17 protein-coding genes are annotated in these 19591 nt (G+C 62.6%); 8 read left to right on the top strand and 9 right to left on the bottom strand.

Features of this window, described 5'->3' with window-relative positions; translation table 11 throughout:
- The first annotated feature begins 33 nt into the window (after nucleotides 1-33).
- Nucleotides 34-1056 carry a quinone-dependent dihydroorotate dehydrogenase gene (locus tag ACF8EF_RS10380; protein ID WP_176684429.1) on the top strand — a complete coding sequence of 341 codons (1023 nt, stop codon included), beginning with the start codon at nucleotides 34-36 and terminating at the stop codon, nucleotides 1054-1056.
- A 147-nt stretch (nucleotides 1057-1203) separates the two neighbouring features.
- Here the strand turns inward: ACF8EF_RS10380 and rmf are convergent, their stop codons facing one another.
- Nucleotides 1204-1419 (bottom strand): ribosome modulation factor, encoded by a 216-nt coding sequence (gene rmf / locus ACF8EF_RS10375; RefSeq protein ID WP_003248687.1) that lies wholly within the window; start codon nucleotides 1417-1419, stop codon nucleotides 1204-1206.
- A 561-nt stretch (nucleotides 1420-1980) separates the two neighbouring features.
- Between rmf and rlmKL the strand changes: the two genes are divergently transcribed.
- Together rlmKL and ACF8EF_RS10365 are read left to right on the top strand one after the other, a co-directional pair.
- Nucleotides 1981-4173, top strand: a complete 2193-nt coding sequence (gene rlmKL / locus ACF8EF_RS10370; RefSeq protein WP_209964590.1) for a bifunctional 23S rRNA (guanine(2069)-N(7))-methyltransferase RlmK/23S rRNA (guanine(2445)-N(2))-methyltransferase RlmL — start codon at nucleotides 1981-1983, stop codon at nucleotides 4171-4173.
- A 94-nt stretch (nucleotides 4174-4267) separates the two neighbouring features.
- Complete coding sequence (locus tag ACF8EF_RS10365) at nucleotides 4268-6658, top strand: diguanylate cyclase (RefSeq protein ID WP_392460976.1); 2391 nt, start codon at nucleotides 4268-4270, stop codon at nucleotides 6656-6658.
- A 103-nt stretch (nucleotides 6659-6761) separates the two neighbouring features.
- Here the strand turns inward: ACF8EF_RS10365 and dacB are convergent, their stop codons facing one another.
- From dacB to ACF8EF_RS10325, 8 genes are all read right to left on the bottom strand, one after another.
- Nucleotides 6762-8216 (bottom strand): D-alanyl-D-alanine carboxypeptidase/D-alanyl-D-alanine-endopeptidase, encoded by a 1455-nt coding sequence (dacB, locus tag ACF8EF_RS10360; RefSeq protein WP_176684426.1) that lies wholly within the window; start codon nucleotides 8214-8216, stop codon nucleotides 6762-6764.
- Nucleotides 8217-8417: 201 nt separating this feature from the next.
- On the bottom strand, nucleotides 8418-8762 hold the full coding sequence (locus ACF8EF_RS10355; RefSeq protein WP_176684425.1) for a YggL family protein: 345 nt from the start codon (nucleotides 8760-8762) through the stop codon (nucleotides 8418-8420).
- Nucleotides 8763-8803: 41 nt separating this feature from the next.
- Nucleotides 8804-12436 (bottom strand): ATP-binding protein, encoded by a 3633-nt coding sequence (locus tag ACF8EF_RS10350; protein ID WP_176684424.1) that lies wholly within the window; start codon nucleotides 12434-12436, stop codon nucleotides 8804-8806.
- A 7-nt stretch (nucleotides 12437-12443) separates the two neighbouring features.
- Nucleotides 12444-13061 (bottom strand): response regulator transcription factor, encoded by a 618-nt coding sequence (locus tag ACF8EF_RS10345; protein WP_176684423.1) that lies wholly within the window; start codon nucleotides 13059-13061, stop codon nucleotides 12444-12446.
- A 282-nt stretch (nucleotides 13062-13343) separates the two neighbouring features.
- A complete protein-coding gene (locus tag ACF8EF_RS10340; protein WP_176684422.1) occupies nucleotides 13344-14675 on the bottom strand; it encodes a deoxyguanosinetriphosphate triphosphohydrolase in 1332 nt (443 codons plus the stop codon).
- A gap of 75 nt (nucleotides 14676-14750) precedes the next feature.
- Complete coding sequence (locus ACF8EF_RS10335; protein ID WP_014591805.1) at nucleotides 14751-15080, bottom strand: hypothetical protein; 330 nt, start codon at nucleotides 15078-15080, stop codon at nucleotides 14751-14753.
- Complete coding sequence (locus tag ACF8EF_RS10330) at nucleotides 15077-15451, bottom strand: phage holin family protein (protein ID WP_392460975.1); 375 nt, start codon at nucleotides 15449-15451, stop codon at nucleotides 15077-15079. The genes ACF8EF_RS10335 and ACF8EF_RS10330 overlap by 4 nt, the downstream gene beginning before the upstream one ends.
- A gap of 9 nt (nucleotides 15452-15460) precedes the next feature.
- Nucleotides 15461-15775: a YqjD family protein gene (locus ACF8EF_RS10325; RefSeq protein ID WP_021785453.1), complete on the bottom strand. Its 315-nt coding sequence runs from the start codon at nucleotides 15773-15775 to the stop codon at nucleotides 15461-15463.
- A gap of 312 nt (nucleotides 15776-16087) precedes the next feature.
- On the opposite strand from ACF8EF_RS10325, the gene ACF8EF_RS10320 reads away from it, so the two are divergent.
- From ACF8EF_RS10320 to ACF8EF_RS10300, 5 genes are all read left to right on the top strand, one after another.
- Nucleotides 16088-17296, top strand: coding sequence for an ammonium transporter (locus tag ACF8EF_RS10320; RefSeq protein WP_392460974.1), 1209 nt, complete (start codon nucleotides 16088-16090; stop codon nucleotides 17294-17296).
- Between the two features lie 73 nt (nucleotides 17297-17369).
- The gene (locus ACF8EF_RS10315; RefSeq protein WP_176684420.1) at nucleotides 17370-17609 is read left to right on the top strand and encodes a glutaredoxin family protein; all 240 of its coding nucleotides are present in this window, start codon (nucleotides 17370-17372) and stop codon (nucleotides 17607-17609) included.
- A gap of 108 nt (nucleotides 17610-17717) precedes the next feature.
- A complete protein-coding gene (locus ACF8EF_RS10310) occupies nucleotides 17718-18149 on the top strand; it encodes a D-Ala-D-Ala carboxypeptidase family metallohydrolase (protein ID WP_392460973.1) in 432 nt (143 codons plus the stop codon).
- Nucleotides 18150-18214: 65 nt separating this feature from the next.
- On the top strand, nucleotides 18215-18523 hold the full coding sequence (locus ACF8EF_RS10305) for a transcriptional regulator (protein ID WP_103443928.1): 309 nt from the start codon (nucleotides 18215-18217) through the stop codon (nucleotides 18521-18523).
- A gap of 51 nt (nucleotides 18524-18574) precedes the next feature.
- The gene (locus tag ACF8EF_RS10300; protein ID WP_392460972.1) at nucleotides 18575-19459 is read left to right on the top strand and encodes a pseudouridine synthase; all 885 of its coding nucleotides are present in this window, start codon (nucleotides 18575-18577) and stop codon (nucleotides 19457-19459) included.
- Nucleotides 19460-19591: the final 132 nt, after the last annotated feature.

The following is a 19591-nucleotide window of genomic DNA, read 5'->3' as shown; positions in this document are numbered from 1 at the left end:
CGCCCCCTCACTCACCCTGAGCCTTGCCCGCCCATGTATACCCTGGCCCGCCAGCTGCTGTTCAAGCTTTCCCCGGAAACTTCCCACGACCTGTCCCTGGACCTGATCGGCGCCGGTGGCCGTATGGGCCTCAACGGCATGCTGTGCAAGCAACCGGCGTCATTGCCGGTTTCGGTCATGGGCTTGAACTTCGCCAACCCGGTGGGGCTCGCAGCCGGCCTGGACAAGAACGGCGCGGCCATCGACGGCTTCGCCCAGTTGGGCTTCGGTTTTGTCGAAATCGGCACTGTCACCCCGCGTCCGCAGCCTGGCAACCCCAAGCCGCGGTTGTTCCGTCTGCCGGAAGCCACGGCCATCATCAACCGCATGGGCTTCAACAACCTGGGCGTTGATCACCTGCTCGAGCGTGTACGCGCTTCGCGCTACAAGGGGGTGCTGGGCATCAACATCGGCAAGAACTTCGATACACCGGTCGAGCGTGCCGTCGATGACTACCTGATCTGCCTGGACAAGGTCTACACCGCCGCCAGCTACATCACGGTCAATGTCAGCTCGCCAAATACCCCGGGCCTGCGCAGCCTGCAGTTCGGGGACTCGCTCAAGCAGTTGCTCGACGCCCTGGCCGAGCGCCGCGAGCAACTGGCCGGTACACATGGCAAGCGCGTGCCGCTGGCAATCAAGATTGCGCCGGACATGAGCGACGAAGAAACGGCGCTGGTGGCCGCCGCGCTGATGGAGTCGGGCATGGATGCGGTGATCGCCACCAACACCACGCTGGGCCGTGAAGGTGTCGAAACATTGCCGTACGGTGGCGAGGCGGGTGGCCTCTCGGGCGCACCGGTGCTGGAGAAAAGCACTCATATCGTCAAGGTGCTGGCAGGTGAGCTGGGCGGCAAGTTGCCGATCATTGCCGCCGGTGGCATTACCGAAGGCCGCCATGCTGCCGATAAGATCGCGGCCGGGGCGAGCCTGGTGCAGATCTACTCGGGCTTCATTTACAAGGGGCCGGCGCTGATTCGCGAAGCGGTGGATGCTATCGCGGCAATGCCGCGGTGACCTGACAAGCCCGCCCCAGCAGGGACAGTGTGGGTACAGCTGATGAGATTTGCCAAGGCATAAAAAAGGGCCCCTTCAAGGGGCCCCTGGGCCTTCGCCCGCCGCCCGGATGGGGCGTGCATGGTAAATCGAATTCAGTGTCCTCGTTCAGCCAACGGCGTGATTTTCGTTGAGTCTATGGATGCCAGCGGTGCCAGTCATTCCGTCCCAGTTATCACCGCGACCTTCACGCCAGCCGTTGATCCAGGCTTGGCGAACAGAAGGAAGATTGAAGGGGCAAAGTTCGCGGGATTTGCCGGTGACCCCGTATTGGTAACCACGTGAATATGCTCTTTCCAACGGATCACGCTTAAGTCTTCTCATAGGGTGTTGCCCTCACTTGTTGACTGTAATGTCCCGTCGGCCTCTCCGAGGCCGGGCAGAGTCGTTCTGCCGGTTTGCGCTCGCTGCCGGCGTGGCGAGCTGAAAGTGCCGCCTCGTTGCGAAGTGGCCTGAGACCAGTTCTATCGAATGCGAGTCACGGTGTGAATGACCGATTTGTCATAAGCACGTAACCTTTCCAAGGGTGAGGGGATAAGTAAATAAATGCGACTCAACCTTGTTTGCTGTTTAGCCCCGTATTGATCGGGTTTTGCCGTTCTTTGACGTCATTTCGCCAGCGTTGATGCGGATGACAGAAATAATTTGAAATGCGACGAAGGGTCACATCGGCCCGCAGATCGCCAGAATTTCTCGTACTGCCTGATGATCTAAGCTGTCTTTGCCACTGGGCCAAGCACGGATCGGTCAGGCGGCCCGGCTTTTCTGCCGCACGTTGTGTGCCGCAGAAGGCCACCCGCACGCCTGCTGGAAAGGTGTACGGGCAAACATCGCGGGGCGATGCGTCGCCCCGTCAGTCAAATAGCCCAAGGCGCTGGAATACTCATGTCGGACCGTTTCGAACTTTACCTCACCTGTCCCAAAGGCCTTGAAAGCCTGCTCGCCGAAGAGGCCAAAAGCCTCGGCCTTGACGAGGTGCGCGAGCACACCTCGGCCATTCGCGGCGCCGCCGACATGGAAACTGCCTACCGCCTGTGTGTCTGGTCGCGGCTGGCCAACCGCGTATTGCTGGTGCTCAAGCGCTTCTCGATGAAGAACGCCGACGACCTTTACGACGGTGTGCACGCGGTTGACTGGGCCGACCACCTGGCAGCCGACGGCACCCTGGCTGTGGAGTTCAGCGGCCATGGCTCCGGCATCGACAATACCCACTTCGGTGCGCTGAAGGTCAAGGATGCCATCGTCGACAAGCTGCGTAACCGTGAAGGTCTGCGCCCGTCCGTGGAAAAGATCGACCCTGACGTGCGTGTGCACCTGCGCCTGGACCGCGGCGAGGCCATTCTGTCCCTCGACCTGTCCGGGCACAGCCTGCACCAGCGTGGCTACCGCCTGCAGCAAGGTGCCGCGCCGCTGAAGGAAAACCTGGCGGCAGCGGTGCTGATCCGTGCTGGCTGGCCGCGTATCGCGGCCGAAGGTGGTGCCCTGGCCGACCCGATGTGCGGTGTGGGTACCTTCCTGGTCGAGGCCGCGATGATCGCCGCCGATATCGCCCCCAACCTCAAGCGCGAACGCTGGGGCTTCAGCGCCTGGCTCGGCCATGTGCCGGCGCTGTGGCGCAAGGTGCATGACGAGGCTCAGGCGCGCGCGCAGGCCGGCCTGGCCAAGCCACCGCTGTGGATCCGTGGCTACGAGGCTGACCCGCGGCTGATCCAGCCGGGTCGCAACAACGTCGAGCGTGCCGGCTTGGGCGACTGGGTGAAGATCTACCAAGGCGAAGTCAGCACCTTCGAGCCACGCCCGGACCAGAACCAGAAAGGCCTGGTCATCAGCAACCCGCCCTACGGTGAGCGTCTGGGTGACGAAGCCAGCCTGCTGTACCTCTACCAGAATCTGGGCGAGCGCCTGCGCCAGGCCTGCATGGGCTGGGAAGCAGCGGTATTCACCGGCGCGCCGCAACTGGGCAAGCGCATGGGCATTCGTAGCCACAAGCAGTACGCGTTCTGGAACGGCGCATTGCCATGCAAGCTACTGCTGTTCAAGGTGCAGCCTGACCAGTTCGTCACGGGTGAACGCCGCGAAGCGCAGCCTGAAGGCACCGAAACCCGTCAGCAGGCGCCGCAGGCCAGTGAGCCAGCGCGGCTGTCGGAAGGGGCGCAGATGTTCGCCAACCGCCTGCAGAAGAACCTCAAGCAACTGGGCAAGTGGGCCCGTCGCGAGCAGGTCGACTGCTACCGCCTGTACGATGCCGACATGCCCGAATATGCCTTGGCGGTCGACCTGTACCAGGACTGGGTACACGTGCAGGAATACGCCGCGCCACGTTCGGTCGACCCGGACAAGGCTCAGGCGCGTCTGCTCGATGCACTGGCGGCCATCCCGCAGGCGCTGGGCATTTCGCCGCAGCGTGTAGTGCTCAAGCGTCGCGAGCGGCAAAGCGGTACGCGCCAGTACGAACGTCAGGCTACCGAGGGCCGCTTCCAGGAGGTGAACGAAGGTGGCGTCAAGCTGCTGGTCAACCTCACCGACTACCTGGATACCGGCCTGTTCCTCGACCACCGCCCGATGCGTATGCGCATCCAGCGCGAGGCCGCTGGCAAGCGCTTCCTCAACCTGTTCTGCTACACCGCCACGGCCACCGTGCACGCGGCCAAGGGCGGTGCGCGCAGCACCACCAGCGTCGACCTGTCGAAAACCTACCTGGACTGGGCACGGCGCAACCTGGCGCTCAATGGCTATTCCGAGCGCAACCGCCTGGAGCAGAGCGATGTAATGGCCTGGCTGGAAGGCAACCGTGACAGCTACGACCTGATCTTCATCGACCCGCCAACCTTCTCCAACTCCAAGCGTATGGAAGGCGTATTCGACGTGCAGCGTGATCATGTGCAACTGCTGGACCTGGCCATGGCCCGTCTGGCGCCGGGTGGCGTGCTGTATTTCTCCAACAACTTCCGCAAGTTCCAGTTGGACGAACACCTGATGGCGCGGTACGTGGTAGAAGAAATCAGCGCCCAGACCCTGGACCCGGACTTCGCCCGTAATAACCGTATCCATCGCGCCTGGCGTATGCAGCTTCGGTGAGGCGACGAGGTACATTGCGCGGCTAATGGCCAATAGCTATAACTGAGGGCAGGGCAAGATAATCCGCAGGACGCTGACGTGACGAGATGGGTGTATGTCAAAGTGTGGCGTGCGTGCGCGGTTGCTTGGCTTGTGCACAGAGAGGGCGTCCGCCTGGGTGATGGCGCTGATCGCACTGGTGGCCGGCGGCTTGTTGACCGCTGTCTTGGCATTTGCCGCGCACACCTTCTACAAGCAGCAGCTGCGCCAGCGCTTCGAGTTGCTGGCCAGCGAGCGCTTCAGCCGTATTGCCGAGCGCTTTGACGAACAGCAGCAGCGCCTGGATGGGCTTCGGCGGTTTTTCAGCTTTTCCAACGAAATCACCCCGCGCGAATTCGAAGGCTATGCTCGGCCATTGCTGCAACGCACCCTGGCCTATGCCTGGGCGCCCCGCGTCGAGGCTGTGCAACGCGCCGAATTCGAGCGTCTGGCCAGTGCCCATACCGGCCCAGGCTATGTGATCCGTGACCAGGACGCGCAAGGCCAATGGCGCCCGGCGTCGCAGCGCGACCATTACTTTCCGGTGCTCTATACCCAATCGGGCGAACGGCCTGGGTTGCCTTATGGCCTGGACCTCGCTGGTCAAAGCGGGCCCCAGGCGGCCCTGGCGCGGGCGCTGGGGCCGGGCAGCATGGCGGTGTCCGAGCCATTGGCCCTGTTCGATTCCCGCTCGGCAGAGCGCGGCCTGCTGATGGTGGCGCCGGTATTTTCCGATGCCGATCCTCGCGGTGCGGCAGCCGGTTATGTGGTGGCCTTGCTGAGCATGCGCGAGCTGGTCGGCGACGGTCGGCCGGTCGCGGCTGATGACAACCTTGTCGTGCGCATCACGGACCCGTCTGGGTTACAAGGCCCGGTCGTGATGTTCGATTCGCAAAATCCGGTCGCGCCCTTGGCCCTGGCCAGCAATCAGTTGTTGCGCCTGGCCGATCACCATTTCCAGCTGAGCATTCAACCGAGCCAGGCGTTCGTGCAGTGGAACCGCTCCTCGGCAGTGCTGGCGGTCGGTTTGTTGGGCGGATTGTTGAGCCTGTTGCTCAGCGTGCTGCTCTACAGCCTGTTCAGCCAGCATCAGCGCGCCCTGGCCCTGGTGGCGCAGCGTACTGCAGAGTTGCAGGTCAGCGAGCAGTCGTTGCGTGGCACCCACAACCAACTGCGCAGTGTGCTGGATGCCGCGACCCAGGTGGCGATCATCGCCACCAACCTCAAAGGGGTGGTCAGCACGTTCAACGCCGGTGCCGAACGCATGCTCGGTTACGCGGCCAGCGAAGCGATCGGCCGGTTGCGCCTTGAAGACCTGGTACTGCCGGAGGAGCTCAACCTGCGTGCCCAGGCCTTGAGCTTGCGCTTTGGCCGCGCCATTGCTGGCGGCCAGGCGATGTTCGCTGAAACGGTGCAGGCGCACGGGGCCGAGCCCGGCGAGTGGACCTTGCTACGTGCCGATGGCAGCCAGCTGGTCGCCAACATGCTGGTGACTGCCATGCTCGACGAACAGGGGTTGTGGGTTGGCTACCTGGCCATCTGCATTGACGTTACCGAGCGGTGCCGGGTGCATGAGGCGTTGGCTGCACGTGACCGGTTGCTGGAAAAGCTCAGCGCCGAGGTGCCGGGCGGCATCTACCAATACCGCCTGGACGCCAATGGCCATTCGTGCTTTCCATACGCCAGCATGGGCCTGTATGACATTTACGAGGTCGACCTGATGCAGTTGCGTGAGGATGCCGCGGCGGTGTTCGAACGTATCCACCCTGATGACCTGGAGCGTGTGCGCCGCTCGGTGCGCTATTCGGCCGAACACCTGTCACCCTGGCGCGAGGAGTATCGTGTCTGCCTGCCACGGGCGGGGCTGCGCTGGGTGCGTGGCGAGGCAACGCCGGAAGTGGGCGAGCAGGGCTGCACCCTGTGGCATGGCTACCTGACAGACATCTCCGACCTGAAGGGCGTGGAGGAAGAGTTGCGGGCGCTGTCGGTCACCGACTCGCTGACCGGAATCCATAACCGTCGCTACTTCCAGGAGCGGCTCAAGATCGAACTGGAACGGGCCCAGCGCGATGGCTTGGCACTGTCGGTGATCATGCTCGACATCGATCACTTCAAGCGCATCAACGACCGTTTTGGTCATGCCGTCGGCGACCGGGTGCTGCGCAGCCTGTGCCAGCGCATCGGTCAGCGTCTACGCCGTACCGATGTGTTCTGCCGCTTGGGCGGGGAAGAGTTCATGGTGCTTTGCCCGGGCAGTGATGTCGACCAGGCGCGGCTGCTGGCGTTGGAGTTGTGGCAAGGGGTGCGCAATGTGCCGGTGGAAGGTGTGGGCCAGGTGACCGCGAGCTTTGGTGTGGCGCAGTGGCGGTCGGGCGAGGGCGCCGATGCCTTGCTGTTGCGCGCCGATGCCGGCGTGTATGCGGCCAAACAGGCCGGCCGGGACCGGGTGGAGGGAGAGCCGGTATAAAACAGTGCGCGCGGTCGGCGTAGGGGCCGCTTTGCGGCCCTTGCGCGACGCAAGGCCGCTCCCGCGTCGACCGCGGAAGCCGGCCCGGGTAATGCCGGTGGAGTCAGTTGGACGCTGTGCTGCCAGCCAGCTTCGGCTGGCGATACAGGTCAAGCAACACCTGGTCCAGCACCTGCGAGGCTCCCCACGGTTTCGGGTCGTTGAGGATCGCCGCCACCGCCCAGGTATGCCCGTTGCGGTCACGGCTGAAGCCGGCAATCGCACGCACAGTGTTCAGTGTGCCGGTCTTGATATGGCCTTCACCGGTCATCGCAGTGCGCTTGAGACGCTTGCGCATCGTGCCGTCCATGCCCACCAGCGGCATCGAGCTCATGAACTCGGCCGCGTAAGGGCTCTTCCAGGCGGCTTTGAGCATCTCGGCCATTTCCCGGGTACTGACCCGTTCGGCACGCGACAGGCCAGAGCCGTTTTCCATCACCAGATGCGGCGCGGTAATGCCCTTTTTCGCCAGCCATTGGCGTACCACGCGTTGGGCAGCACGGGCGTCGTCGCCATCGGCATCGGTGCGGAACTGCGCGCCAAGGCTCAGGAACAGCTGCCGGGCCATGGTGTTGTTGCTGTACTTGTTGATGTCGCGGATCACTTCCACCAGGTCGGGCGAGAAGGCGCGGGCCAGCAGGCGAGCGCTCTTGGGCACATTCTCGATGCGGTCGCCGCCCTGGATGTTGCCGCCCAGTTCGCTCCAGATCGCGCGCACGGCACCGGCGGCGTAGGTTGGGTGGTCGAGCAGTGACAGATAGGTTTGCGAGTTGCAGCCGTCACCCAGTTGGCCGCTGACCGTTACACTGATGCCGTCGGCCTGAGGCACCGGGTTGTAGCGCACATCACCGGTGCATTTCTTCGAGGCTACCGCCTTGACCTGGTTGTCGATGCGGATGCGGGCAATAGGCGGCTCGACTGCGACGGTGACTTTGCCACCGTCATTGCGGGCCACGAAACGCAGGGCCTTGAGGTTGACCAGCAGCGAGTCGGGCTTGACCAGGAACGGCTTGTTCTCATCACCGCCGTCGTCGTTGAACTGCGGCAGGTTGGGTTGCACGAAGTGGCTGCGGTCCAGCACCAGGTCACCGGTGACGGTGCGCACGCCATTGGCGCGCAGGTCACGCATCAGCAGCCACAGCTTTTCCATGTTCAGTTTGGGGTCACCGCCACCTTTAAGGTAGAGGTTGCCGTTAAGCACGCCGTTGTTCAGGGTGCCGTCAGTGTAGAACTCGGTTTTCCACTGGAAGGTCGGGCCAAGCAGCTCGAGGGCGGCGTAGGTGGTAACCAGTTTCATGGTCGACGCCGGGTTCACCGACACATCGGCATTGAATACGGTCGGGGTGCCGGGGCCGTCCAGCGGCAGCATCACCAGCGACAGCGCTGTGTCCTGCAGTTTGTTGGCCTTGAGCGCCTGCTGCACTTTGGCAGGCAGGGTGGTATTGACGGCGGCGTGGCTGGGCAAGGCAAGCGGCAACAGCAGGCCGGCAAGAACGAGGGGACGAAGCATTTTGATCATAGTGAGCGAATACCCTGCGGCGAGGGAAAAGGGCTTTGGGGCTGTAAGAGATGATGGCCCCACGACGTAAACAGTACGCATTATGCCCCAAGCGCAGCCGCGATGCGTCACGTTCGACGGAAAAGCATCGTCAATAAAAAGGCCACCCGAATGGGGTGGCCTTTTCAGCAGTCAACCTTCTCAGCCCGAAGCTGACAAGTATCACTCAGCCTTGTTGATCGGCTTTTCCGGGTACCAGGCGTCCAGCAGCGGGCTGACTTCGACCTTGGTCAGTTCGCCACGGCCCTTCAGCCAGGCCTCAACGGCAGCGCGCTGTTCTTCGCTGACCGAGCCGCGCTTGACCGAGCACACCAGGCCGAAATCGTCACCGCCTACATAATCCAGGCCGTTGGCGTCCATGGCTTCTTCCAGGAACGCGTCGAGGAAAGCATCGATTGCCTGGTCGTCCAGATCTTCCTTGAATTCCAGGTTCAGCTCGAAGCCCAATTCCTGAAACTCGTCGACACACAGCTTCTTGCGCAGACGACGGGAGCGGTTTGTGGCCATGAAACAATCCTCTTAGGTAATAACGCCGCGCAGTCTACCAGTTAACATGGCTGGCTGCCTGCCTGAGTGTCTGTGCTTGTGGCCAATTCCTTGGCCAGCGCACGTTCCACTCGGCACATATGCCGTGCCAGCGCCTGGCGCCGCAGGCGCACCTGGGCAGTGGACAAGCCGCTGGCCTCGAGGGCTTCACAGGCCGCCATCAGGTCAGGGGCTTCCAGCATCCGCGCGGCGCTGAGCACCTTGTGGGCCTGCTCGGCAATGGCGCCGCTGTCATGCTGCGGGTGCAGCGCCATCAGGCTGGCCAGGTCGGCCTGAAGGCTCTGATGCAAGGCTTCCAGGAAGCGCTGACGGTCGACCGGGTCAGGCCCGACCACGGCGGCCAGGCCGTCCAGCTGGTACAGCCTGCGGCGGGGGCGGCGCTGGCGGCGCGGGCGAATGCCAGCCAGGCGCTGGCTGAGGGTGCTCAGGCTGATGGGCTTGAGCAGGCAGTCGTCCATGCCGGCGGTCAGGCACTTGCGGCGTACTTCGGGCTGTGCGTTGGCGGTATAGCCGAGGATGGTGCAGCGTGGCCGCTTGCCATGGCGTTCTTCGGCGCGCACGGCAGTCGCCAGCTGGTAACCGTTCATGTGCGGCATGTTGCAGTCGAGTACCAGTACATCGAACTCGCCTGTGCGCCAGGCGGCCAGGCCTTCTCGCCCATCGCGGGCGCTGGCGTGCTCCAGGCCCAGGTAGCCAAGTTGTTGCGCCATCAGTTGCAGGTTGGCCGGGTGGTCATCAATGACCAGCACGTTCAGCCGTGGGTCGGGCACGTCGAGCTGCTCGGGCAGCGGTGTCGGCTGCGCTGCGCCATCAACCCGTTGCAGCGGCATCTTCAGGCGTACCTGGGTACCGACATCCTCCAGGCTTTTCATGGTCAGGCTGCCGCCCATCATTTCGCACAGGTTGCGGCAGATGGCCAGGCCCAGCCCGGTACCTGCACGGGCGCCCTGGCTGTGCGGGTTGGCCTGGATGAACGGGTTGAACAGGCGCTGCAGGTCATCGGGGTGGATGCCAATGCCACTGTCGCGCACCTCCAGCTCCAGTACTGCCGGTGTGCTGGTACCATCATCCAGCAAGCCGACGCAGATGCGCACCTGACCATGCTCGGTGAACTTGATGGCATTGCTCACCAGGTTGGACAGCACCTGCTTGAAGCGCAGCGGGTCAAGCAGGACATGGCAGCGTGCGGCCGGGGCTATCTGCACCTCCAGGGCCAGGCCTTTCTGCCGCGCCTGGCCATCGAACATGCGCCCCACCGATTCGACCAGCGCCGCCAGGTCGACCACCTCCGGGGCCAGGGACAAGTGCCCGGACTCGATGCGTACGATGTCGAGAATGTCACCGATCAGGCCTAGCAGGTCTTTGGCCGAATGGTGCGCCAGTTCCAGCGCGCTGCGGTCCACCCGGCCCTGGTCGGCGCGCTTTACCGCCAGTTCCAGCATGCCGATCACGGCGTTCATCGGGGTACGGATTTCGTGGCTGATGGTTGCCAGGAATGTGCTCTTGGCGCGGTTGGCATCGTCGGCCTGCTGCTTGGCCTGGCGCAGTTCCATGACCAGTTGGCGGCGTTCGCTGATGTCGATCCAGCCACCGATGATCCCCTGCACCTCACCCAGGGAGTCGCGGTACGGCAAGATCCAGTGGTAGATGGTCAGGTCCCGGCCCTTGATCCGTAATGGACGGTCCTTGATCAGCGGCGAGCCAGCAGCCATGACTTTCTGGTAATCGGCCTGGATCTGCAGGGCCTGCTCGGAATCGGCAAACAGGCTGTCGTTCAGTTTTCTGCCGATCACTTGATCGGAGCGGGCCTGCACCGCTTCAAGGTAGCTGTAGTTGCAACTTTTCAGGCAACCCTCGCGGTCACGCACATACATGGGGTGGGGCGTACCGTTGAGCAGGGCGCGCATGAATGCCAGTTGGTCGTTCAGCGCGCGTTCGGCGCGCTGGCGTTGGCGAATCTGCAGGCGCAGGCGGGCATTCCAGAGCAAGGCCAGCAGCAGAAGTACGGCCGTGGCCAGCACCACCTGCAGGGCAAGCCGGCTGTAGCCTTTGGTGTTGTCATCCTCATGCCTGCCAAAGCCGCGCCAGCGGTTGTTGATTATCCCCAGCTCCTCCGGTGAGATGCTCAGCAAAGCCTTGTCGAGGATAGACAACAGCGCCGGTGACGGGGCTGTGGTGGCCATGGCGAAGTTGGCGGGTTCGCTGTCGACCGAGGTGCGGATGACCAACTCGGGGTTGCTGGCCAAGGCGTGGTTGGCGTCGATCAGGGTGGTGATCACCGCATCGACGGCCCCGCTGTTGAGCAACGCCATGGCGTAGAACGCACTTTCGGTCTCGACCCAGCTTATCTTTGGATAGTCCCGGGACAGCATGGCGTTCAGGGTGCTGTAGCGGGTAATGGCGATGCGATGCCCCTGCAACTGCTCCAGTGAACTCAGTGTGTTGTTGCCCTTGCGGTTCACCAGCACATAGGCGCTTTCGAGGTAGGGGCGGCTGATTTGCAGATCGTCCCCTGCTTTCCCGGCACTGGCCAGTGCGGCGATGACATCAGCCCGGCCATCCTTGAGGCGGGCGACCATGTCGGCAATGCCATTGGCGCGCTGCACTTCGAAACGCAACCCGGTGCGCAGGCGAATGAGCTCCAGCAGGTCGGCGGTGATGCCTCGGAAATGCCCCGAATCATCGAAATAGGAAAGAGGCGCAGCCGCGTCATCTGCCGCCACCCGCATCACGGGATGCTTCTGCAACCACTGTTGCTCGGCCTCGCTCAACTGCAGTTGGCGATCGCTCAGCAGCAGGTCGCTGCCAGCACTCCAGCGTTTGAAGATACTGGAGCGTATGGCCGGGCTCTGCCTGTCCAGGATGGAGTTCACCAGGTCCAGCAGCACGGTATCTTGCTGGCGCAAGGCAAAACCGAAGCCGATGGCCTCGTGCTTGCCGAAGTTGGCCATGCGCAGGCCGGGCAGATGGCCGCGGTTGAGCTGATAGTGCGTGGAGATGGTATCGCCGATGAACACGTCGGCCTGGCCGAACGCGACGGCATTCAGTGCCTGGCTGGAAGAACCGAAGGCCAGTAGGTCGGCCTTTGGGTAGACGCTGAGGACTTCCTGTCTGGGCAAATAGTGGTAGAGCATGCTCAGGCGCATGCCGGCAAGGTCCATGTCCAGCGCCCGGTTCTCGTCTTCACGCGTTACCAGTACGGGCTGGTCGACGGCGTAGGGCTGCGACAGTACCAGGCCGTCACTGGCCGCTTCGTAGCCATTGGCGCTGCCCAGCAGGTCGATATCGCCGTGTCGTAGCGCCTCCACTGCTGCCTGCCGGCTGGAGAAACGCAGCACCCTCACTGGTAACTGCAAGGCCTTGCCGATCAGGCTTGCATATTCGGCGGTCAGGCCCTGGTAGTCGTTGCCGCCACCGGTGATGTCGAACGGCGGATAGTCGGGTGCCGAGGTGCCCAGCACCAGTTCCTGACGGTCTTCGAGCCATTGTCGTTGTTCGGACGTGAGCACGGGCTGGACCGGTCGGGCCGATGAGCGCGCGATCAACGTAAAGGAAGCGGCTTCGCGGTGGCTGGCCTGTGCTGCGCCGCTGAACAGCAGCAGGGCGAGCAGCAGACGATTGATAGATCGGGCCATGACCACGTTAGACCAGCGCGTTGCGCTTGGCCATCTCGATCAGGTCGACCAGCGTATTGACTTGCAGCTTGTGCATGAGGCGTTTCTTGTAGGTACTGACAGTCTTGCTGCTGAGGAACATGCCCTTGGCAATTTCCTTGTTGCTGCGGCCTTGGGCGAAGAGTTGAAGTACCATCAGTTCGCGGTCATTTACCTGGCGGAAAAGTTGCAGGTCACTGTCGGTCGCCTGGTTGTTTTTTATTGCCTGGCTGGGGAAGTAGTTATAACCGGCCAGTACGGCCTTTATTGCGCTGAGCAGTTCACTCAGGTCTTCCTGCTTGCAGACATAACCTGCTGCGCCCGAGTGCATGCAACGTACCGCAAACAATGCCGGGGACTGTGCAGTCAATACCAGAACCTTCAAGGGCAGGGCCATGCTCTGAAAGCGGGCCAGCACCTCCAGGCCGTCTAGCTTGGGGATGCTGATGTCCAGGATGACCAGGTCGGGGTTGCTCTCGCGGATCATCTGCATGGCGTCTACGCCGTTGTCCGACTCGCCGACAATCTTGTAATTCTGGTTTTCCAGCAACATACGGACGGCCAGGCGAATGACCGGGTGGTCGTCAACGATAAATATGGAGTGCATGTTCAACTTCCCTGCGATCGATTGAGGGTGACAGAAGGCACCTTATCGCAGTTGGAAGTCCTCGGGCGTGCGAGGAATGGCTGTTAGGCTCATATGGGAAACGGCTTACAGGATAAAACAAAATAGACTACGTAATAGGCGCGTTTAACTAGATGTCAAAGCGATTTTGGTAACTTTTCATTAGTTTTTATTCGTGCTGTTTAGTCTGGCCCCCGTTGGTGTAGGAAGTTTCCTGCAAGTGTGGTGCAGCGTCTGGCCTGGCCCGCGCTGCACCTACGCGTTTCAGGTCGGGCTGGAGCGCCCGGTCATCTCCCGGGCCATTTCGCTGGCATAGCTGTCGGTCATGCCGGCGATGAAGTCGATCATGCGCAGGAAGGCGCTGTGCAACGAGGCATGCGGGTCTGGTGCATTGTTGCCGATCAGGTCCAGCACCCTGCGACTCTTGAACGATGGCGTACGTCCACCGTGCTGTTCCAGGGCTGCACCGCAGAACGTGTTCAGCAGAATCTCCAGGGTGGTGTAGGCGCCGATTTCGTGCAGGGTCTTGCGCTTGTCCTGGAAGATCTTGTTGCGTGCCATGTCCTTGGCTTGCAGTACGCAGCGTTTGGCTGGGCCATGCATGTGTTCCACCAGGTCGCCCGCCAGTTGCCCGGCCAGCAACGCCTGCTGTTGTTCGACGAAGGCGTGGGCGGCGGCGTTGGTCAGGTGTTCGATGGCCTTGCCGCGCAGGATGGCCAGTTTGCGTCGGCGGGAGTCGCGTGGGCCGAGCTGGCGGTAGGTTTCTGGCAGGTCATCGCCGACCAGATCGAGCAACAGCGCTTCGACTTCGGCGTATTGCAGCAGCTCCATTTCCAGGCCGTCTTCCAGGTCGATCAGCGCGTAGCAGATGTCATCGGCAGCCTCCATCAGATACACCAGTGGGTGGCGCGCCCAGCGCTGGTGTTCCAGCTGCGGCAGGCCGAGCTTGCGGGCGATCTGTTCGAGCAGGGGCAGTTCGCTCTGATAGCTGCCGAACTTGTGTTTCTTGTAGCCCAGGGCGTCGGCATGGCGGGCGCTCCAAGGGTACTTGAGGTAGGTGCCGAGGGTGGCATAGGTCAGCCGCGTCCCCCCATCGAACTGGTGGTATTCCAGTTGGGTGAGCACGCGAAAGCCTTGGGCATTGCCTTCGAAGTTGAGAAAGTCGGCCCGCTCGTCATCGCTCATGTCGTCCAGCCAGCCACGCCCGGCGGCCTGCTGGAACCAATGGCGAATGGCGTCCTCGCCGGAGTGGCCGAATGGCGGGTTACCGATGTCGTGGGCCAGGCAGGCTGACTGCACGATCATCCCCAGGTCACTGGGGGCGCACCAGTCCGGCAGGTTGTCGCGCAGGGTTTCGCCGACGCGCATGCCCAGCGAGCGGCCGACGCAGCTGACTTCCAGCGAATGAGTCAGGCGCGTATGGATATGGTCGTTGCTCGACACCGGGTGCACCTGGGTCTTGCGGCCGAGGCGGCGGAAGGCGCCGGAGAAAATGATGCGGTCATGGTCTTTGTGGAAGGGGCTGCGCCCGAGTTCATCGGCGCTGTACAGGGCTTTGCCCAGCCGTTCGCGGGTAAGCAAGGTGTGCCAGTCCAAGGCGCGTTCTCCTGTAGTTTGAAGGCAGCAGCATAACCCGCAGCAAGGGCATTGTGCTGCCGGGACGCGCACTGGTCAGGGGCGGCGGCTGCCTTGCAGGTACAGGCGTACCAGCGGCAGCAGGGTGCTGCCCAACCGTACCAGGCGCGTCAGGTTGCCGCTGCGTACGCCCTTGCCGGTGAGAAAGCCCAGCGCCACCACGGCGCCGATGCCCCACAGTGGCGCATGCTTGATACCCAGGCCTTCATGTAACGAGCTGCCCATACCGCGCACGCGGCGCAGTGGTTCAAGCAACTGCCCGGACTCATGGCGGATTTCCTGGCGGTGCATCTCCATGCGCAGGCGCAGCAGCGCCTTGCGCAGTTCGCGCGGGTTACGCGTGTTTGGCAGTTCTGGCAGGCTCATGGCAACAGGCGCTCCCTGTCCTTGGCAAGTTCTTCGAGGGTGGCGCCGAAGGGCGATGATTCGTCGAACACCGCCGCCTTCAGGCGCATGGCACAGTACAGTGCGGCAATGCCATAGAACACGCACAGGCCAATGATACCGGTCAGTCGATAGCTGTCCCACAGCAGCACCAGCAGCAGCCCGGACAGTGCGGTCAGCAGCAGCAGGGCGAACACCAGCGCCAGGCCAGCGAACAGCAGCAGGCTCAAGGTGCGGCCCTTCTGCTCCTGTAACTCTATACCGAACAGCTCGATGTGACTGTGCAGCAGCCCCAGCATGGCTGCGCCCAGGCGCTTGCCCGAAGCGCCGGCGCCGTTGGCGTCATTCTCCATGGGTTCCCCTTAGCGCCGGTTGGCCAGCAGACCGATCAACAGGCCGACACCGGCCGCGATGCCGATCGCCTGCCACGGGTTTTCCTGCACGTACTGCTCGGCGCTGCCCAGCGCCGCCTGACCGCGTTCTCGTACCGAGTCCTGGGTCAGCTGCAGGGTTTCGCGGGCCTGGGCCAGGCGCTCGTGAATCTGCTCGCGCAATTCGTCGGCCTGGTCGCCGGCCAGGTTGGCGGTGTCGGCCAGCAGCTTCTCGGTGTCGCGCACCAAGGCCTGGAAGTCAGCCATCAATATCTCTTGTGCATTCTTTGCCGATTTGCTGGCCATGGGTCTCTCCCTGTCGATGAGTGTTGGTAGTTCGAGTGACAGCACGCATTGAAGGTTCAAGTGCGGGTGCTGGTATGGGCCTTGCTAAGTCTTTGCCACGTTGCGGAGCGCCTGTGACCGGTTTTGCGCCGATTCAGGGCGCCCACGCAGCGGATACCGATAAACCTTAACCCAATCCACGACAAACCCAAGAAAAAACCACGCAGGCTTCACCCCGCTCACCTGAACAGGGTAGGGGCTGGCACCGTTTCGGTGCAGGGATGCAGGTTCTTGAACTGTCCTGGTGCCTTTTTCAGCAGGTCTGCCTATTTCATGGAAAACATGCACAGCGCTATGGACTCTCTGGTCCACGGTTCCAATACCCTGTTCATTCTCATGGGCGCCATTCTGGTGCTGGCCATGCATGCCGGCTTTGCGTTTCTTGAAGTGGGCACGGTGCGCCACAAGAACCAGGTCAACGCCTTGTCGAAGATCCTCAGCGACTTTGCCATCTCGGCGCTGGTTTACTTCTTTATAGGCTACTGGATCGCCTATGGGGTCAACTTCTTCCAGCCGGCGACGACGCTGGCTGTCGACCATGGCTATGCGCTGGTCAAGTGCTTCTTCCTGCTGACCTTTGCGGCGGCGATTCCGGCGATCATTTCCGGGGGCATCGCCGAGCGGGCGCGATTCGTGCCGCAGTTGTGCGCCACGGCGTTGATCGTGGCGTTCGTCTATCCGTTCTTCGAGGGTGTGGTGTGGAACGGCAACCTGGGCGTGCAGGCTTGGCTGCAGGTACGCTTCGGCGCACCGTTCCATGACTTTGCCGGGTCTGTCGTGGTACATGCCATGGGGGGCTGGCTGGCGCTGGCGGCGGTACTGCTGTTAGGAGCGCGCCGTGGGCGTTACCGCGATGGCCGCTTGGTGGCGTTCGCGCCGTCGAGCATTCCCTTTCTGGCGCTGGGCTCGTGGATCCTCATCATCGGCTGGTTCGGGTTCAACGTCATGAGTGCTCAGACCTTGCAGGGCGTCAGCGGCCTGGTGGCGATCAACTCGCTGATGGCCATGGTGGGGGGGACCCTGTCAGCGTTGCTGGCCGGGCGCAACGACCCGGGCTTCCTGCATAACGGCCCGCTGGCCGGGCTGGTGGCGATCTGCGCAGGTTCCGATCTGATGCACCCGGTTGGAGCGCTGGTCACCGGCCTGGTGGCGGGGGCTCTGTTTGTCTGGACCTTCACCGCAGCGCAAAATCGCTGGAAAATCGACGATGTCCTGGGTGTGTGGCCGTTGCATGGCCTGTGTGGCGTGTGGGGGGGCATCGCCTGCGGTGTGTTCGGCCAGGTGGCGTTGGGTGGCATGGGCGGTGTCAGCCTGGTCAGCCAGCTGCTGGGCAGCCTGATGGGTGTGCTGGTGGCCTTGGCTGGTGGCTTTGCCGTGTACGGAGCAATTCGTGCGCTGCATGGCCTTCGCTTGAGCCATGAGCAGGAGTTCCAGGGCGCGGACCTGTCGCTGCACCGAATCGGTGCTACCAGCCAGGATTGAGCCAGGTCAGGTGCAGGGTGGGCGTAGCGGGCCTAGAATAGGCTTCTGTGTACGCCAACCCGGGACCTGCCCCATGCTGCCTGAATGTCAACTGTTCGGTACCCTCGGCTGCCACCTGTGCGAAGTGGCCGAGGCCGTGTTGATGCCTCTCGTCGATCATGGCCTGCTGGTAGAGCTGGTCGACATCGCCGAGAACGAGCTTTTGTTCGAGCGTTATGGCCTGATCATTCCGGTGCTGAGGCGCTGTGACAACGGCGCCGAGCTGCACTGGCCGTTCGATACCGAACAAGTGGTGGCCTTTCTTGGGCAATGATGGCTGCAGAGGAGTTGCAACCCTGCTCCATGATCTGTGAAGCGAGCTGATGATCGGGTGGAGGCGCACCGTCGCCGGTAACCTTCTCCATCATCGGAATAGCTCGCCATGTTGATCACTCCACATTTCACCTTCGATGAAATGACCGTCTCCCAGCTCGCTGCCCGGGACGGGTTCGATAATGCACCGCCCCTCGAAGCCAGGGCCAACCTGCAGTTGCTGTGCTGTGCGCTGGAACAGGTACGTGCATTGTTCGACGCGCCCGTCATCATCAGCAGCGGGTATCGCAGTGAAAGGGTCAATCAGTTGATCGGTGGCGCCTCCGGCAGCCAGCACGTGCAAGGGCTGGCGGCGGACTTCACGGTGATCGAGGTCAGCCCGCGCGAGACCGCCCGGCGCATCAGCGAAAGTGCGGTGCCCTTCGATCAGTTGATCCTGGAATTCGACAAATGGGTGCATCTGTCGGTGACGCGCGGCACGCCGCGCAGGCAGGTGCTGACCCTGCGCAAAGGCAGCGGCTACCTGGTGGGTCTGCAATGAAGCGCATTGACGGCAGCAAGGGGATGTTCGTATGCTGTATATAAATACAGTATCGAGGTAAAGCCATGCTCAATGTCGAGCAACTCAAGTACAGCGTCAACCGCATGCCCGTGGAGCGGGTGGCTGACGCCGTTCTGGAACTGCGCCTCGAAGGCCTGGTGACCGGCGACTGCACGCCGTTCGGCAAAGTCCACTTCAACACCTGCTTCGCCGAGATCGAGGCCTTGTTCCAGCGGGCCGGTTACCACCGAGGACTGGATGTGGTGGGCTATCAGGGGTTGCTATATGCACTCTACGACCCTGGGCGCTGGGAGCCGGTGCAGGTGCTGCGCTGGCTGAAGGAACGCTGCGAGGCGATGGCCCGGGCTGGTTGAGGGGGCGGGCTTGGGCGATAATGCGCGGCCATGAACGTCTCGAGCCCAGCCATGATCACGCCTTTCGACCCTGCCCGCCAGCAAGCCAGTACGGTGTGCCTGCCACCTGGTAACTGGGTGACGGTGCTCGATTGTTTGTGTGACCATTTCAAGGCCATCGACCGCGCCCAGTGGCTTGACCGTTTTGCCCGTGGCCGAGTGCTGGATGCCGAGGGGCAGGCAGTTGCCGCCGATCTGCCTTACAAGCGTGGCATGCGTTTGCATTACTTTCGCGAGGTGCCGAACGAACGGCCGATCCCGGTGCAGGAGGTGGTGCTGCATGTGGACGAGCACCTGGTGGTGGCCGATAAACCGCATTTCCTGCCGGTGACACCGACCGGTGAATACGTCGAGCAGACCTTGTTGCGCCGCCTGATCCGTCGCCTGGATAACCCGCACCTGGTGCCATTGCACCGCATCGACCGGCACACCGCGGGGCTTGTGCTGTTCTCCGCCAACCCGCACAGCCGCAGCGCCTACCAGCGGCTGTTCCCCGAGCGGCGTATCGACAAGCGTTATCAGGCCATTGCCGCTGCGATGCCGCAGCATGCCTTTCCGCTGGTGCACAAAAGCCGCCTGGTGCATGGCGAGCCATTTTTCCGCATGCATGAGGTGGAGGGTGAGGCCAACAGTGAAACCCTGGCCGAGGTGCTGGAGAAGAACGGTGAACGATGGCGCTATGGGCTGTCGCCAGTGACCGGCAAGACCCATCAGTTGCGTGTGCACATGGCAGCCTTGGGGGCAGGGATCAGCAATGACCCGTTCTATCCGCAATTGCTCAACGAAGAGGATGACTACCAGCGGCCGCTGAAACTGTTGGCGCAGAGCCTGCGTTTCGAGGACCCGCTGAGTGGCGAAGAGCGCTACTTCGAGAGCCGCTTGCGGTTGGACTGGTAACACAGCAAGCGGGCTTGCCTGCGAAAGGGCCCGACCTGCGGGCCAATCTCCACCCGCCGTTCACCGTTGCCGGCGCTACCGTATTCGCGGGTAAACCCGCTCCTACATACGTACGGTGGTTCGGCACAGCCG

Source organism: Pseudomonas sp. zjy_15 (assembly GCF_043101865.1).
Lineage (GTDB): Bacteria > Pseudomonadota > Gammaproteobacteria > Pseudomonadales > Pseudomonadaceae > Aquipseudomonas > Aquipseudomonas putida_Y.
Note: the sequence above shows the minus strand (reverse complement) of the source record. Positions and strands in the feature narration are given on the sequence as shown.